Origin of the sequence: Haemophilus parainfluenzae (assembly GCF_036288925.1) — a bacterium.
GTDB lineage: Bacteria > Pseudomonadota > Gammaproteobacteria > Enterobacterales > Pasteurellaceae > Haemophilus_D.
In genome coordinates, this window is the sequence record NZ_CP127167.1 from 1,892,511 (window position 1) to 1,909,518 (window position 17,008).

Sequence of the window (17,008 nt, forward strand, 5' to 3'; positions counted from 1 at the left end):
TGTCATAGGAAATAATAACATGAGCTGTTGCAAAGAATTTATTGTGGACTTAAAAAAATTCAAGCTACTCGAAAGTACTCTTTACTTAGAGGAGATTGGAATCGTTTTAGGACAAAATGCTAAAGAGTATAGTGATATTAGCTATCAATTAATTATTAAAGATTCAACCAATAGCTATGTAAAGCCCTTAGCTAAAGCACATCGAGCTGAACTAACAACCCAGTACTCTATAGATAAAAATATTTCTTATGATAAATGTTGGTTTGCTACTCCAAATTACGAAGGTGTAGACATTTCTGATATTCCCTTAGGAGATTACGAGCTTTTTCTAAAAATAATAGTAAATGGCATAGAAAAAATTATTAGTTTACAAAGTGGAACTAAAATTAATATTGATAATGACATATTTACTTTTAAAACAAACAACACCGGCAATCAATTTAAAATTAAAAGAAAGTTAGAAGGTGATATAGCTTACTGCAAATATAGTAACGATAAATTTAAAATTGATGGATGTTATCAAGATGAATATGATAATTTTATTCAAGCACCATCTAACTTAAATAATGTTCATGTTCAATTTTTTGGCAAAAACAACCGTGTTATCTTGCATAAAAATTCGAATCTAAAAAATACTTTTATTGAGTTTAAAGGAAATAACGCCACTATTATAATAGGAGAAAAAGCAGGTATTTTTGGTAATTTTCGGTTAGGTTTTGGTTGTAAAATCGAAATAGGAAATGGAACAACAAGTACCAATGGTGTTTATATGACTTGTGCTGAAAGTACGAGTATTACGATTGGAAATGACTGCATGTTTGCTACTAATAACCAGATTCGAACAGATGATGCCCATGCAATTTATGATGCGGATACCGGCAAACGTATCAATTTTTCTAAAAATATTGTAATTGGTAATCATGTTTGGGTTGCATATGGAGCGACTATTTTGGGTGGAAGTAACATTGGTGATGGTTCAGTTATTGGCGCTTACTCATTACTCAAAAAATCAGTTCCCAATAATTGTATCGCAGCAGGAGTTCCCGCAAAAGTGATTAAAGAAAATATTATTTGGGAGCGCCCATTATTGCTGAATGCTGTAGATGAAAATAGCTTTTTAATTGCTAATGGCTACGAATAAACCCATGCCAACTGCTCTGATTTTCTCGCACGGAATCAAAAAAATTCCGCATTTAGCCTCATTTTTCCCTAATCAAAAATTGGCTTTCGAGCGCATTTTTTCTGTGCCGAAGGCTGATTCTGTATTAGGTTGGGGGTTACGTCCTTCCACGAAAAAATCTCGTGCATATGCACAAAAGCATAACTTACCATTTATCGCCTTAGAAGACGGCTTTTTACGTTCTCTTGGTCTGGGCGTTGATGGTTATCCACCACTTTCTATGGTCGTGGATAAATTAGGCATTTATTACGACACGACTCGTCCCTCAACATTGGAGCAGCTTGTTCTGGCGGGAGAATGTGACGAGGTTTTAGCGGAAAAGGCTAGGTCACAAATTGTGACGCATCAACTATCAAAATATAACCAAACATTAGTGGATTATGAGAAAGAAGGTGATGAACCGTTAGTGCTTGTTATCGATCAAACCTTTGGCGATATGGCGGTGAAATATGGTCAAGCCGATGCCGAGCATTTTGCGCAAATGTTGCAAGCTGCTATTGCAGAAAATCCAAACGCTAAAATTTTAGTGAAAACTCATCCTGATGTCTTAAGTGGTAAAAAACAGGGTTATTTTTCGCCAAATGAAAATTATCCAAGCAACGTGCATTTTTTTAGTGATCCCGTCAATCCGATTTCACTGATTAAAGCCGTAGAGAAAGTTTATTGTGTTACCTCTCAAATGGGATTTGAAGCATTATTAGTGGGAAAACCAGTGGTGACTTTTGGCGTACCATGGTTTGCTGGCTGGGGCGTGACGGATGATCGTCATCCGAATGCTAAAGCATTGGCACAAAGTGAGCGCCGTAAAGTGCGGTCAATTTTACAACTGTTTTATGCGGCATATTTTCAATATACCCGTTATTTGAATCCGAATACCGGCAAGGCAGGCACAATTTTTAATGTAATCAACCACATCATTCACACCAAAGCACTTAACTTGCGATTACAAGGCAATCTCTATTGCGTTGGAATGTCGTTGTGGAAACGTGCAGTTATTAAACCGTTTTTCCGTTTACCAAGCTGCAAGCTACATTTTATTAAAGATGTGAGCAAACTCAATGGTAAAACATTCACCAAAAATGACCGCTTGTTACTATGGGGAACGGGTAAAGAAGCTGCGCTAAATTATGCTAAAGCGCATAATATTAACGTACTCAGAATGGAAGATGGCTTTATTCGTTCAGTTGGGCTTGGTTCAAACTTGGTTGCGCCACTTTCTTTAGTGTGTGACGATTTAGGTATCTATTTCAATGCAGAAAGCCCTTCTCGCTTAGAAGAGATTTTGCAGCATCAACAATTTACCGAAGCAGATTTAATCGAAGCCAGCCAGCTACAACATGCGTTGGTATCGCAACATATTGGTAAATATAATGTCGGTGAAGGTACATTTTCTTTGCCGAATACAGACAAAAAGAAAATTTTAGTGGTGGGACAGGTCGAAGACGATGCCTCTATTCGAACTGGCTCCCCGAATATTCTCACTAATTTAGATTTATTAAAAACAGTACGTGCAGCAAACCCAGAAGCCTATATCGTTTATAAGCCACACCCCGATGTTGTAAGTGGTAACCGTATTGGTCATATTGCAGAATCGCAAGTGGTCAAATTAGCGGATCAAATTACAAAAACAGAAAACGTGCTTGACTGTATCAATGCCGTGGATGAATTACACACCATGACATCTCTTGCCGGCTTTGAAGCCTTGCTAAGAAACAAAACTGTGCATTGTTATGGTTTGCCATTTTATAGCCACTGGGGATTGACTATTGATCACTGCTCTTTTAACCGCCGCAATCGAAAACTTTCATTGTTAGAACTTATTGCTGGCACATTGGTCTATTATCCACAATATGTTAATCCGAATACGGGTGAGCTAACCAATGCTCAAACAGCGATTGAAATTTTAAAAGCACAGCGTTTAGCGGTTAATCACAGTGGCATTCATCGCCATTGGCTAGCTAAACAATATGGCAAATTGCAGCATTTAGTGCGCGCATTGCGTACTTAAAAAATCAGGGTAAAATATCCTTTGATTGCATAATGAATAACGGTTTTAGAATGAAACATTATTTAGATGAATTAGCCCAAACTTCCCAGCAGATCTTGCTTTTGCAAGGGCCGATCGGCCATTTTTTTGCCGATCTTTCTGCTTGGTTAGTGGGACAAGGAAAAACCGTTTATAAAATCAATTTTAACGGAGGCGATGAGCATTTTTATCCGTCATCGATTGAAAACACGATTGCTTATCGTGGCTCAGTGAGTGAGTTCTACCCTTACCTGCAACTCTTTTGCAAACAACACAATATTGATACGATGGCTTGCTTTGGTGATAACCGTAAATACCACAAAATCGCAAAAAAAATATCACAAGATGAACAGATTCCATTTTGGGTGTTTGAAGAAGGCTATTTCCGTCCTGATTACGTGACACTCGAAAAACAAGGGGTCAATGCGTTCTCTCCTCTTCCTCGCCAAGCTGATTTCTATCTTGAGCAAGCCGACAATTTACCTGAGCCAGCTGTACCACTTAAATTAGCCAAAGGTTTTTTACCGATGGCAAAAGTGGCAATTGCTTATTATATTAACACTCATTTGGGGCGAGACAACTACCCCAAATACCAACATCACCGCATTCTGAATCTGAAATACTATATAAAACTCTGGGTGACATCAGGCATCAAGCGCGCTTGTTATTACTTGCGAGATCGCTCGTTTGCAAAAAAAGTAACAAAAGGAGAACTCGGTTATTTTTTTATTGTACCACTGCAAGTTTACGATGACAGCCAAGTAAAAGTACATTGCGACTTCAATAGTGTCGGTGAATTTTTAGCTGAAGTACTACGGTCTTTTGCTACATTTGCGCCTAATCATTTAAACTTGATCATTAAGCACCATCCAATGGATAGAGGTTTTATTCATTATGAGTCTGTTATTCTAGAGTTTGAAAGCCGCTATCCTCAGTTAAAAGGAAGATTATTCTATGTGCACGATGTGTCATTGCCTGTTCTACTTCGCCATGGAAAAGGCATGGTGACATTAAACAGTACGAGTGGTATTTCAGCCTTATTGCATGGAATGCCCGTTATTACGCTTGGGCGTGCTAATTATCATTTTGAAGGTCTTACACACCAAGGGGATTTGGCTTCATTTTGGCAAAATCCAACCAAGCCTGATATGCCAGTATTTGAGGCTTACCGCAAATATCATCTGAATAAAACCATGATTAATGGTAGTTTTTATAATCGAGTGATTCTCTCCCTACATTCTGGTGAGAATTAATCAAACCTATCCGCCAATAAAAACTGTAAAACTGCATCCATTCTTAAATGAGGGATGCTTTCACCTTGTTGTAAAACTTGAGGTTCAAAGGAATCAAAATCAAAAGATTGTTTTGACCAGAACTCTGCATTAGGTAATTTACTTGGTACAGAACCCGGATAAAGCGTAATAAGTTGCTTATCTAAAGAACGCACACCTTGAATAGCTTTAATTTGTTTACCGTTTTGATTAACTAAAACTTGTTTGGTCGCTCGAATCGCAGAAATTGCGGTATATTCTGTATCAATCCCTTCAAATTCAACATGACGACCGCCCTCTTGCACCAATTGGCGCATCAGGCTGATTAAGTTTTGAATTTGATCTGTCGTGATATGATCGGCTTTTGTTGCCACAAACATGAGCTTATCAATATTCGGAGAAAACAAGCGATTAAGTAAATTACGTTTTCCATAATGGAAATTTTTGAAAAGCTGATTAAGCCCTGTTTGCATATCGATAAAAGCTTGTTGGCTATGATTCAGTGGCGTTAAGCAATCGGCTAAAATCACTTGGCGATCAAAGGTCGAAAAATAATTTTCATAAAAGCCTTTCACCACCTTATTACGATAATAATCATATCGTTTATTCAACACCGCAAAATAGCTATTGGATTTCGCTTCTTTTTTCAGTTTTAACCATTGTTCTTCTGACAAATGCAATAATGGGAAAAATTGTAATACAGGTGCACCTTCTAATTCCCCAGGCAAGACAAATCGGCCTGGTTGAATAAATTGCATTCCTTCTGCTTTGCAAGCAAGTAAATAATCGGTATAAGATTTTGCAATCTGCGCTAAAACATCTTCATTGACGACTGCACTTAGGTCAAGATTTTTCAGTTTATCCAACCAATCTTGTGCAAACTGTTGGCGAATACCTGATGTAATTTTAGCTTGTTCAAGTGACCATTGTTGAAAGTCTAGATTCAGCAAAGGTAAATCCAATAACCATTCACCAGGATAATCAAAAATATCTAAATATAATGTGCCACGTTCTTTAAAATGGCGAAGTAAGCCCGATTGACGTTCGAAACGAATAGCAAGACGTGTTTCACTCACGCCTCGAGTAGATTGGCACCATTGTGGTGGATTATTCATTAAATCATTGAGATTCGCTTCATAATCAAAACGTGGAATACTTAAATCCTGCTGAGGCACACGTTTTACCGCTAAAATAGATTGATTTCGGGCTGCCTCAAATAAAGGAAGATGAGCATTTTCCTCTTGATTAATATATAACAGTTGATTAATCAAACTCGTAGTAAAAGCGGTTTTACCGCTTCGACTTAACCCCGTTACAGCTAAACGCAAAGTGCGGTCAAATCCGCGATTGATTATTTGATTAATTTCCCGATTAATTGATTTAAACATATCCTAAAAATCCAATAACTAGCCATTTTTGCCAAGATATTTTACAATTCACTCAATTTATCACAAAACGGTCTTTAATAATAAAGCTATGTTACGTCGAAATGTCACTTTTTGTTTTTTATTGTGTGGGTTGAGCCTAATTAATCTGGCACAACCCGCCCCACGCATACCTAAAATGCTGACGGAAAATGGCTTAACATACTGCACAAATGCATCAGGTTTTTCCTTTAACCCGCAAACTGCCGATGCAGGTACCAGTATGAATGTGGTAACGGAGCAAATTTATAACAAATTGTTTGATATTAAAGACCACAGTGCCGCACTTATTCCTGTGTTAGCACAATCCTATTCAATTTCATCTGATGGCAAACAAATTCTCATTAATCTTCGTAAAGGAGTGAAATTCCATCGTACTCCTTGGTTTACACCAACACGTGACTTTAATGCAGAAGATGTGGTCTTTTCGATTAATCGTGTTTTAGGGCATGATACTTATCTGCCAACACTTTCAGATGACGTAGTAACCTATAAAAATCCACAATATAGAATCTTCCACGAGCAAGCCAAAAAGGTTCACTTTCCATATTTTGAAAGTATTAAGCTGAATCAAAAAATTAAAAGTATCACAGCAACCAATCCTTATCAGGTCAAGATTGAGCTGTTTGAACCCGATGCCTCAATTCTGTCGCATCTTGCCAGTCAATATTCTATTATTTTCTCGCAAGAATATGCGTACCAATTAAGTGCCGATGATAACCTCACCCAATTGGACACACACCCTGTTGGTACGGGGCCTTATCAAGTGAAAGATTACGTTTATAACCAATATGTTCGCTTGGTACGCAATGAGGATTATTGGAAAAAAGAAGCCAAAATCAAAAATATTATTGTGGATCTTTCGGCAGATCGTACAGGGCGTTTAATTAAATTCTTTAATAATGAATGTCAAATCGCGTCTTATCCTGAAGTCAGCCAACTCGGTTTATTAAGTGAAAAGGACGACCGTTATTATCTGCAATCTACAGATGGAATGAACTTGGCCTATTTGGCTTTCAATTTTCAAAAGCCATTAATGCAGGATAAAACTATTCGTCAAGCTATTTCACAAAGCTTAAACCGTTTTAGAATTGTGCGAAATATTTACCACAATACAGCAACCGTAGCGAATAATATTATTCCTGATATTTCTTGGGCTTCTGCGATTAATACACCTGATTTTTCTTATGATTATCAGCCCTCAGAAGCGGAAAAAACGTTACGCGATAAAAAACTCACGTTAAAGATGTGGGTAATAAACGAAGAGCAAGTATATAACCCTGCACCGATTAAAATGGCAGAGCTCATCAAATGGGATTTAGCCAAAGCGGGAGTGGATGTTAAAGTGCGGTCAGTCACACGCACATATTTAATCGAACAATTGCGCAAAGGCACAGAAGATTATGATTTAATCTTAACAGGTTGGCTTGCTGGAAACCTTGATCCTGACGGTTTTATGCGCCCGATTTTAAGTTGTGATACACAAAAGGAAATCACTAATCTATCCAATTGGTGTAACCCTGAATTCGATAAGATGATGGATCGCGCACTATCCACTAATCATTTATATGAACGGTCTAAAGCGTATAACAATGCGCAAGAGCTCATTTTGAACGAATTACCTATTGTGCCAATTGCAAACGTAAAACGACTTTTAGTCGCACGTGGTAATGTAAAAGGAATTGAAATGACTCCATTTGGTAGCATCAATTTTTCTACCTTGTATTTCATGAAAAATAAGGAGAAAAAATAATGCTCTTTTCAGCAATTCGTTACGTCATTTGGGTAAGCATTTTATTATTGATTTTATCCGTATTAAGTTTTGTGATTTTAATGCGAGATCCGCTCAATGCTGATCTTGTCACAAGTAACATTTATAGTGCTTATTATCATTATCTTACATCATTGTTACAGGGTGATTTAGGGATTACCTATAACGGCGGAGAATCGTTAAAAGATTTAATTTTTACTGTATTACCACCTACATTAGAGCTCTGTTTTACCGCACTTTTATTGGCTTGCATCTTAGGTATTCCTCTCGGCGTATTAAGTGCGGTCTATAATCAGCGTCCTTGTGCACGCGCATTGCAAAGTATATCTAATGTTGGTTTGTCTATTCCTATTTTCTGGTTTGCCCCAATTTTACTCTATGTGGCCGCGATTCAAAGCTGGGAGATTGCAGCCATCGGGCAGTATAATTTGCTGTATGAAATCAAACCTATCACAGGCTTCCCTACCATTGACATGTGGTTTGTTGATGTCCCTTACCGAACCAAAATCGTACAAAACGTTTTACAGCATTTAGCCTTACCGACATTAGTGCTTTGTATTCTGCCGACAATGGAATTTATCCGCATTATTCAACAACGAGCAAATTATTTACTTCAGCAGGAATATGCTAAAGCGGCAGCAACACGTGGATGGTCAAAATGGACGATTTTAAAACGTTACGTTTTTCGTAATACATTTCCATTATTGATTCCACAGCTTACTCGCGTATTTACCTTAGTGTTAACACAATGTATGCTAGTAGAGACTGTCTTAGGCTGGCCTGGTATTGGACTTTGGCTCATAAATGCTGTAACCCAACAAGATTACAACAGTATTTCGGCTGGTGTCGTAGTGATCGGTGTTTGCATCATCATTATTGATACCTTAGCCAAGTCGCTGATGTTTATGTTAGATCCATTTAATAAGAAGGGCTGGTATGCAAGATAGAGAACCTGATGAATTTCGCGAAAGCACTTCCCTCTTGCAAATTTGGTTGCTTTTCCGCCAAAATCGTGTGGCATTATTTAGTTTCTACTTATTTTTTATCCTGATTTTGGTCGCTCTTTTCCCGAAGCTAATCATGCCTTATAGCGAAAGCATGGAGTTTGTAGGAGAAGAATTAATGCCACCATCTTGGGTAGAAAAAGGTCGTATCGCCTTTTTCTTTGGCACCGACGATCTTGGCCGAGATGTACTCAGTCGATTAATAATGGGGACACAATACACTCTTGGTTCATCCCTTTTGGTGGTTGTCGCTGTGGCAATTATTGGGGGCGCATTAGGTATTCTTGCGGGTATGTCTGACGGGATTAAAGCGCGTTTTTTAGGTCATTTTTTTGATGCGTTTTTATCGATTCCTATTTTGCTGATTGCCATTATCATTTCCACGTTAATGGAACCAAGCTTGATGAATGCCATGTTTGCTACTCTATTAGCTATTTTGCCGTATTTTGTGCATGCCATTTATCAAGCGATTCAACAAGAGCTGAAGAAAGACTATGTTCTCTTACTAAGATTAGATGGGATTTCAAACTGGGAGCTATTAAAAAGCACCATTTTGCCGAATATTAGTGTTGCCTATACGCAAGAAATCGCCCGTGCATTTGTGGTTGCTATTTTAGATATTACATCATTAAGCTTTATTTCTCTAGGTGCACAACGTCCAATGCCTGAATGGGGTGCAATGATTAAAGATTCATTAGAATTAATTTATCTTGCACCATGGACAGTTTTATTACCCGGTTTTGCTATTATTTTTACCATTTTATTGAGCATTATTTTTACTAACGGATTGTGTCAAGCAATCAACAAATATTACGAGTAACCGATGGCGCTGTTAGATATTCGCAATCTTAATATTGAAATTCAAACACCAAACAGCCGTATAAAAATTGTGGACGGCGTCAATCTTTCAGTCAATGAAGGGGAAATTCTAGGACTTGTTGGTGAATCGGGTTCCGGTAAAAGTTTAATCGCTAAAATAATCAGTAATTCTATTAAAGATAACTGGATTGTTACGGCTGACCGTTTTCGTTTTAATGATATTGAATTACTTAAACTCACACCGAATCAACGTCGAAAAATCGTTGGAAAAGAAATTTCAATGATTTTCCAAAATCCATTAAGCTGCCTAGATTCAAGCCGAAGAATCGGCAAACAGCTTATTCAGAGTATTCCGAACTGGACATTTAAAGGTCATTGGTGGCAATGGTTTGGCTGGAAAAAACGTCGAGCAATTGAATTACTACATCGTGTAGGGATTAAAGACCACAAAGACATTATGGCAAGTTATCCTGACGATCTCACAGAAGGTGAAGGCCAAAAAGTCATGATCGCAGTAGCGATTGCAAATCAGCCTCGCTTATTAATTGCGGATGAACCTACCAATTCTTTGGAGTCAATTACAGCATTACAAATTTTCCGCTTACTTTCAAGCATGAATCAGAACCAAGGCACAACAATTTTATTAGCGAGTAATGATCTGAAAAGTATTAGTGAATGGTGTGATAGCATTTCTGTGCTTTATTGTGGACAAAATACGGAATCGGGGCCAACTGAACAATTATTGGAAACGCCTCATCACCCTTATACGCAAGCATTGCTCTACTCTGTGCCGGATTTTAGTCGCCCTTTAAGCTTTAAAAGCAAATTAGGGACACTAGAAGGCACCGTACCGATTTTGGAACAAATGCCTATTGGTTGTCGTTTAGGGCCACGTTGTCCTTTCGCTCAACGTGAATGTATTCAAAAACCAAGCCGCTATCGCATTAAACAGCACGAGTTCTCCTGCCATCATCCGATAAATCTTCGAGAACGGCAGTTTAAAGATAAAGTGGCCGCTTCACCGCTTACGCTTAACACTGAATCAAAAGGAAACGAATAATGCCATTATTACAAGTGGAAAATCTTAGCAAAACCTTTGAAGGTCCGGCTAAATTTTTTGGTACAGAGCAGTTTTATGCAGTAAAAGGTATAAGCTTTTCACTTAATCGCAAAGAAACGCTTGCGATCATTGGTAAAAATGGTTCGGGTAAGTCAACCTTAGTGAAAATGATCGCAGGGATTACCCCCCCAACTTCAGGAAAAATATTATTTAATGATTTACCGTTACAATTTGAAGATTTTCATAATCGAGCGCAGCATATCCGAATGGTTTTCCAAGATGCGAATTCAGCATTTAACCCTCGCTTAAATATAGGACAAGCCTTAGACGCACCATTGAAATTAATTACCAATTGGGATGAAGAAACACGCAATCAAAAGATCTTTGAAACGCTTTCATTAGTCGGCCTTTATCCCGATTATACTAATCTTAAAATTAAACATCTCTCAATGAGCCAAAAACAGCGTATTGCCTTAGCTCGTGCACTGATTCTTCAGCCTGAAATTATTATTATTGATGACGTTCTTAGCACATTAGATGCTTCTGTACGTGTTCAATTACTTAACTTAATTTTAGATTTACAAGAACATTTGGGGCTTTCCTATATTTATGTCGGGCAAAACTTAGGGATTATCAAACATATTGCAGACCAAGTGCTGGTGATGGACGAAGGTCAAATTATCGAATCAGGTACACCAAGAGAAATCTTTACCGATCCTCAAAATAATATTACTCGTCTTCTTGTAGAAAGTCATTTTGGTCAGTTGCTTGATGAAAATGCTTGGCAAACCACTACTTCCTAATTCTCTGTCAAACAAGTTAGGCATAGACATCTCAAAAAAACGTCTTTAAAATTGACCGCTCTTTTCATTCTTTTTAACAAAATAGGAAAGCAACTATGCAAGCATTATTAAAACTCACTAACTTTGTGAGTAAAACTTTCGCATTATGGGCGATTGTTTTTGCTCTTCTCGCCTTTCTCTTCCCTGCACAATTTAAAATTTTTGCACCCTATATTCCTTACCTTTTAGGTTTAGTGATGTTTGGTATGGGGATTACCTTAACGTTTGCTGATTTCAGCGAAGTGGCTAAACATCCTAAATCAGTATTCATTGGTGTATCAGGTCAATTTATCATCATGCCTGCTATTGCATTTGGATTAGCAAAAGCCTTTGATTTGCCTGCTGATTTAGCAGTTGGTGTGATTCTTGTAGGTTCTTGCCCAGGAGGGACATCATCAAACGTAATGACCTATTTAGCGAAAGGTAATACTGCGCTTTCTGTCGCTTGTACGACAATTTCAACCTTACTTTCACCAGTATTAACGCCTGCTATTTTCTATGTATTGGCAAGTCAATGGTTAGATATTAATGCGGGTGCCATGTTTATGTCTGTATTAAAAATGGTATTGTTCCCCATTTTCTTAGGTTTAGTCGTTCGTGCGCTCTTCAAAAAACAAGTGGAACAAGCAAGCCAAACGATGCCATTAGTCTCTGTTATTTCTATCGTCTTAATCTTGGCGGCCGTTGTAGCAGTAAGTAAAGATAAAATCGTAGAATCAGGTCTATTAATTTTCAGTGTAGTGGTTTTACATAACTGCTTAGGTTATTTAATTGGTTACTTTGCGGCAAAATTATTTAAACTTAATACGGCGGATAGTAAAGCTGTAGCAATTGAAGTGGGTATGCAAAACTCAGGTTTAGGCGCCGCACTGGCAGCGGCTCATTTCAACCCGATTGCAGCGGTACCAAGTGCTTTATTTAGTTTCTGGCACAATGTATCGGGTCCAATTCTAGCGAATATTTTCTCTAATATCAAAAATGAAAAATAAGCGATTTGGGTAAAAAATAAGGGCGGAAATTACATTCCGCCCTTTTTGTATTTTACAGTTTTACTTAACCGAACCACAATTTAAACAATACAAATACTGCCCTTTTGGATCATTAAATTTAGTCAATACATTCAGTTGTTTTTTCACTTGATGTACTTCCTGTGGCAATCCCAACCAATTTGTCAGTAAAGCTTGGCCTTTTTGTTTAAGCTTGCGATCTAATTTAGCTAAGAAGCTATTATCTTCATCAACCAACCATTGTACACTAAAATTATCCATGTATTTATCAGGATGTTGATTGACTAGCGCGACCACTTTATCAATGGCTATATCAATATCACCTAATTCGTCGACTAAGCCGTTTTTCTGTGCATCTTGTCCTAACCAAACTTGGCCTTGAGCAATTTTATCCACTTTATCTTTTGATAATTGACGCCCACGGCTTACCACATCTAAGAAACGATCATAACCATTTTCAATACTGAGTTGGTAAATATCCTGAGTATTTTTACTCAATGGACTTAAAGCTGAGGTTTCCGCGAGATCTGTTGTCGCTACGCCATCGGTACTCATTCCCATTTTTTTGATTGTATTTTCAAAGGTTGGGAATAATGCAAAAATCCCGATTGAACCCGTAATCGTATTTTTATCCGCGACAATATAGTCTGCAGTTGAAGAAATCCAATAACCACCAGAGGCAGCCATCCCTCCCATTGATACCACAACAGGTTTGCCTACTTTTTGGAGATTTTCAGTTTCCTGGCGAATAATCTCAGAGGCAAATGCACTGCCGCCAGGTGAGTTAACACGGAGAACAACCGCCTTCACGTTCTCGTTATCGTAGGCCTGTCTTAATAACTTCGCAATGGTATCTCCACCTGCGGATTCTTCATCACTTTCACCATCAATAATCGTCCCTTCGACATTCACTACCGCAACGATATTTTTTTCATTAGGATCGACAGAGAAACGATCACCTAAATCAGATAAATAATCTTCAAACTCTAATAATTTCGCTTTTCCTTCTTCATCTTGCCCAAAAAGTGCGGTCAATTTTTTATCTAAATCCAATCTTGTCGCAAATTGTGTCACTAAATGACGTTTTTTCACATAAGCCGTTTCATCACCTTTTAATACTTTTAAATCACTAATATATTTTTGTGCATTCGGTAATACATCATTAGCGGTAATATTACGATTAGCTATTAATGTTTGCATATAATTTTGCCACATACCTCCAAGCCATTTTTGCATATTCGCTTTTGCCTCTGGCGACATATCATCACGCAAGAAAGGTTCTACAGCAGACTTATAAGTCCCAACACGGAAAATATGCGGCGTAATTTCAAGTTTTTCGATCATGGATTTAAAGTAAAGATTTTCCTGACGTAAACCTTGAATGCCGACTTGCCCAATCGGATTGAGATAAATTTCATTCGCAAAACTCGCAAGAAAATATTGTGCCTGCGTGTAATTGTCTGCATAAGCAATGACAGGCTTTTCGGATTCTTTGAAGCTTTGAATCGCTTTTCCTACATACTCTAACGATGGAAGATCGCCCCCTTCAAAGTCATTTAAATTCAGTACTAAGCCACGAATTCGTTCATCATCTTTCGCAGATAAAATACTTTGTACCACATCAAAAGTGGAATATTTATACGAGACCTTTTCATTATTTAAACGTTGAAATTCCGCTTGCCAACTCAGCATATTCTCTGTGTTATCCGCAAGATAGCCTGTTAAATTTAAATATAATGCGCCTTGATCGCCCGATAAAACTTGGCTTTTCTTGCCATCACTAAAAAGGCTGACAAGCACAATCAACGCTAAAACAAATAATAAGAACACAAAATTCATCACAAGATTTCGGATAAAATTGAGCGCTTTACAACAAAATTTCAATACGCTTAATATGACATTCATGTGAAATTAAACCTTTTAAAACAGAAATAAAAATTGTGCGTAGCCTATCATAAAGTCCTATGAAAAACTATGTTATAATCAACCGCACTTAACTGGAAGAAGGAAAATACTATGGATGCATTAACTCTTTTAACACAACGCAAATCCAATAAAAAATTAACAGCCCCCGCCCCTAACCAAGTGCAATTAGAGCAAATGTTTCAAGCCGCTTTACGTGCACCTGATCATGGTAAACTCGAACCTTATCATTTTGTCGTGATGCAAGGCACTGGTTTAAGTAAATTAGAAGGCTTGCTCAAAGCATCTGTGGCTGAATTTGATTTAGGTGAAGAGAGATTAAAAAAAGCAGAGAATTTTGCACGCCGCGCACCAATGGTTATTGCCGTCATTGCTAAAATTAATCATGAAGTCGCCAAAGTTCCTGGTTGGGAACAAATGCTTACTGCAGGTGCAGCAACTTATGCCCTTCAACTTGCAGGTAATTCGCTTGGCTTTGAGAGCTTTTGGGCAACGGGTCCACTTATTGAAGGACGTGAATTACGTGAAGCATTTGGCTGTGGTAAAAATGATAAGATTGTTGCCTTATTACAAATTGGTACAGCAGCTGAAAAATTAGAAAAAGACTGTAAACCAAAAGATTTATCACGTTTCGTGAGCCATTTATAAAAATCAAAAAAGGCGGAAGTTTCCGCCTTTTCTGTTTATTTTATTCTAACTCGCCTTCTATTCCGCTTCGAATTTTGTGCTCAAACGCCGTATAATCCACTAAAAAGGCATCATGTCCATAATCCGATGGGAATTCGTAAAATTTTAAATCGACTCCCGCTTGTTCTAAAAGCTGTTTACTTTTATGTAAATCAACAGATTTAAATAATTGATCGGTCGTTACTGAAACTAATGTATAGCATGCCTTAATTCGAGATAAGGCTTCTTTTACATCAATATATCCCATACTTGGATCATACAGATCGAGCGCTCGCAATAAATGTAAATAGGAATTAGCATCAAAACGATCTAAGAATTTTTGACCTTGATAACTTAGATAGGACTCCACTTGAAAGTGATCCCCCCAGAATTGCCCGTCAGATTTAGTCGCTCGACCAAATGCCTTCGCCAATTGCAAATCAGTGCGATAGGTTAGCATACCCAGCATTCGAGCTATCGAAAGGCCTTGGTGAGGTGGAGTCCCCTCATAATAATCACCATGATTAAAATTTGGATCATTGATTATTGCTTGACGCATAACATGATTAAACCCAATGGCTTCCGCACTAAAAAAAAGAGAAGAGCATAGATTTACAATATTATCCATAAAATCGGGATAATCAATTGCCCACTGTGTGGCTTGCATTCCACCAAAAGAGCCACCTACGATTGCTTTTAAATGCGTGATGCCGAGATAATCAAGTAAGGCTTTTTGCACTTTGATAATATCTTGAACAATGATATTTGGGAACTGGCTACCATAAGGCTTTCCCGTAGTGGGATTAATTGAGCTTGGTCCCGTTGTCCCTTTACACCCGCCTAATACATTTGAACAAATAAAAAAATATTTAGATGTATCAAAAGCGAGACCTTCGCCCATAAAGTTTTGCCACCAACCGTCTTTATTCGGTTCATCAAAATAAGGTTCTGCGTCTCCTGTTAAGGCATGGCAAACCAGAACAACATTGCTTTTATCTGCATTTAAAGTGCCATAAGTTTTATATGCCACATTGATAGGCGAAAGCTGTCCGCCCAATGCTAATTGAAGCGGATAGTCTTGAAAAAGCACGACATGTTGCACAGCCATTGAAATAATAACCTTTTAAATTGGTGATTCGCCAATTATCAACAGCTTATTTTTTTTGTCAAGAAATTTTAGACGTTTAGACGTCTAAATATTTTGTTATCAATTCAGTAAATAAATTACACTTGAACTTACATTGTTTTTTCAGTATGTTAGCAAAATGCAACTATCTAAAACGCTGTCAAAAATGACCGCTCTTTCCTGGCTCTCATGCCTTCCTCTAAAAAAACTCCTCGGTTATATCTTGGGGCTCTTTTTACTTGTCTTGATAGGTTGCTTCACCATTGATCGTGCCGTGAGCTTTTATGTACAAGACCGTGTGTATGAAGATCTCGAAACACTCCCGCATCGCCATTATGCATTGGTACTCGGTACATCCAAATATGTTGCCAAGGGAAAAACCAATAAATATTATGATTACCGCTTGGAAGCATCAAAACTCTTGGTCGAGCAAGATAAAGTCGATTATTTACTACTAAGTGGCGATAATCGCACGCTTCAATATAACGAGCCTCGCACCATGTTTTTGGATCTACGCAAAATGGGCGTATCTGAAAGTGTGATGTTTAAAGATTTTGCAGGATTCCGCACCTTAGACTCTGTTGTGCGCGCAAGTAAAGTTTTCCAAGTGCCCTCTTTTACGATTATCAGCCAAAAATTCCATTGTGAACGCGCGCTGTTGATTGCTAAACACTATGATATTGATGCAATTTGCTTTACTGCGAAACAACCCGAAATGTATTTTGGGATACGTATTCGCGAAATATTTGCTCGCATGAAAGCCGTGTTAGACTTAATTATTGGCGTAAAACCTTATTTCCTTGGTGCACCAGAGCCTCTGCCAATACCTATCGAATAGTTAATGATTCTTTAATTTTTACCCTGTTAAATCAAAAAATATCTAAATAAT

At 37.8% G+C, this 17,008-nt stretch carries 14 protein-coding genes; 11 read left to right on the forward strand and 3 right to left on the reverse strand.

Annotated features, from left to right (window positions below):
- Positions 1-19: 19 nt before the first annotated feature.
- From QQS40_RS09550 to QQS40_RS09560, 3 genes are read left to right on the forward strand one after another with little or no spacing between them, the layout of a single operon-like run.
- Positions 20-1,141, forward strand: coding sequence for an acyltransferase (locus QQS40_RS09550; protein WP_329504997.1), 1,122 nt, complete (start codon positions 20-22; stop codon positions 1,139-1,141).
- A 4-nt stretch (positions 1,142-1,145) separates the two neighbouring features.
- Complete coding sequence (locus QQS40_RS09555) at positions 1,146-3,188, forward strand: capsule polysaccharide biogenesis protein (protein WP_329506785.1); 2,043 nt, start codon at positions 1,146-1,148, stop codon at positions 3,186-3,188.
- A gap of 50 nt (positions 3,189-3,238) precedes the next feature.
- Positions 3,239-4,459, forward strand: coding sequence for a capsule polysaccharide biogenesis protein (locus QQS40_RS09560; protein ID WP_329504999.1), 1,221 nt, complete (start codon positions 3,239-3,241; stop codon positions 4,457-4,459).
- Here the strand turns inward: QQS40_RS09560 and QQS40_RS09565 are convergent.
- Positions 4,456-5,865, reverse strand: a complete 1,410-nt coding sequence (locus QQS40_RS09565; RefSeq protein WP_329505001.1) for a YcjX family GTP-binding protein — start codon at positions 5,863-5,865, stop codon at positions 4,456-4,458. The two genes, QQS40_RS09560 and QQS40_RS09565, sit on opposite strands and share 4 nt — an antisense overlap.
- An 88-nt stretch (positions 5,866-5,953) precedes the next feature.
- Between QQS40_RS09565 and QQS40_RS09570 the strand changes: the two genes are divergently transcribed.
- From QQS40_RS09570 to QQS40_RS09595, 6 genes are all read left to right on the forward strand, one after another.
- Complete coding sequence (locus QQS40_RS09570; RefSeq protein ID WP_329505003.1) at positions 5,954-7,654, forward strand: ABC transporter substrate-binding protein; 1,701 nt, start codon at positions 5,954-5,956, stop codon at positions 7,652-7,654.
- On the forward strand, positions 7,654-8,619 hold the full coding sequence (locus QQS40_RS09575; RefSeq protein ID WP_329505005.1) for an ABC transporter permease: 966 nt from the start codon (positions 7,654-7,656) through the stop codon (positions 8,617-8,619). The genes QQS40_RS09570 and QQS40_RS09575 overlap by 1 nt, the downstream gene beginning before the upstream one ends.
- On the forward strand, positions 8,609-9,496 hold the full coding sequence (locus QQS40_RS09580; RefSeq protein ID WP_308602499.1) for an ABC transporter permease subunit: 888 nt from the start codon (positions 8,609-8,611) through the stop codon (positions 9,494-9,496). Before QQS40_RS09575 ends, QQS40_RS09580 begins: the two co-directional genes overlap by 11 nt.
- A 3-nt stretch (positions 9,497-9,499) precedes the next feature.
- Positions 9,500-10,555: a peptide ABC transporter ATP-binding protein gene (locus QQS40_RS09585; RefSeq protein WP_308602501.1), complete on the forward strand. Its 1,056-nt coding sequence runs from the start codon at positions 9,500-9,502 to the stop codon at positions 10,553-10,555.
- On the forward strand, positions 10,555-11,358 hold the full coding sequence (locus QQS40_RS09590) for a peptide ABC transporter ATP-binding protein (protein WP_308602503.1): 804 nt from the start codon (positions 10,555-10,557) through the stop codon (positions 11,356-11,358). Before QQS40_RS09585 ends, QQS40_RS09590 begins: the two co-directional genes overlap by 1 nt.
- A 95-nt stretch (positions 11,359-11,453) precedes the next feature.
- Positions 11,454-12,386, forward strand: coding sequence for a bile acid:sodium symporter family protein (locus tag QQS40_RS09595; RefSeq protein WP_329505014.1), 933 nt, complete (start codon positions 11,454-11,456; stop codon positions 12,384-12,386).
- A 60-nt stretch (positions 12,387-12,446) separates the two neighbouring features.
- Here the strand turns inward: QQS40_RS09595 and sppA are convergent, their stop codons facing one another.
- Complete coding sequence (gene sppA, locus QQS40_RS09600) at positions 12,447-14,309, reverse strand: signal peptide peptidase SppA (protein WP_329505016.1); 1,863 nt, start codon at positions 14,307-14,309, stop codon at positions 12,447-12,449.
- Positions 14,310-14,420: 111 nt separating this feature from the next.
- Between sppA and QQS40_RS09605 the strand changes: the two genes are divergently transcribed.
- Positions 14,421-14,975, forward strand: a complete 555-nt coding sequence (locus QQS40_RS09605; protein ID WP_049355542.1) for a nitroreductase family protein — start codon at positions 14,421-14,423, stop codon at positions 14,973-14,975.
- A gap of 40 nt (positions 14,976-15,015) precedes the next feature.
- On the opposite strand, the gene metX is transcribed toward QQS40_RS09605, so the two are convergent.
- Positions 15,016-16,101 carry a homoserine O-acetyltransferase MetX gene (gene metX / locus QQS40_RS09610; protein WP_329505019.1) on the reverse strand — a complete coding sequence of 362 codons (1,086 nt, stop codon included), beginning with the start codon at positions 16,099-16,101 and terminating at the stop codon, positions 15,016-15,018.
- Positions 16,102-16,258: 157 nt separating this feature from the next.
- Here metX and QQS40_RS09615 point away from each other — a divergent pair, with 157 nt between their 5' ends.
- Positions 16,259-16,957, forward strand: a complete 699-nt coding sequence (locus QQS40_RS09615) for a SanA/YdcF family protein (RefSeq protein ID WP_128787237.1) — start codon at positions 16,259-16,261, stop codon at positions 16,955-16,957.
- Positions 16,958-17,008: the final 51 nt, after the last annotated feature.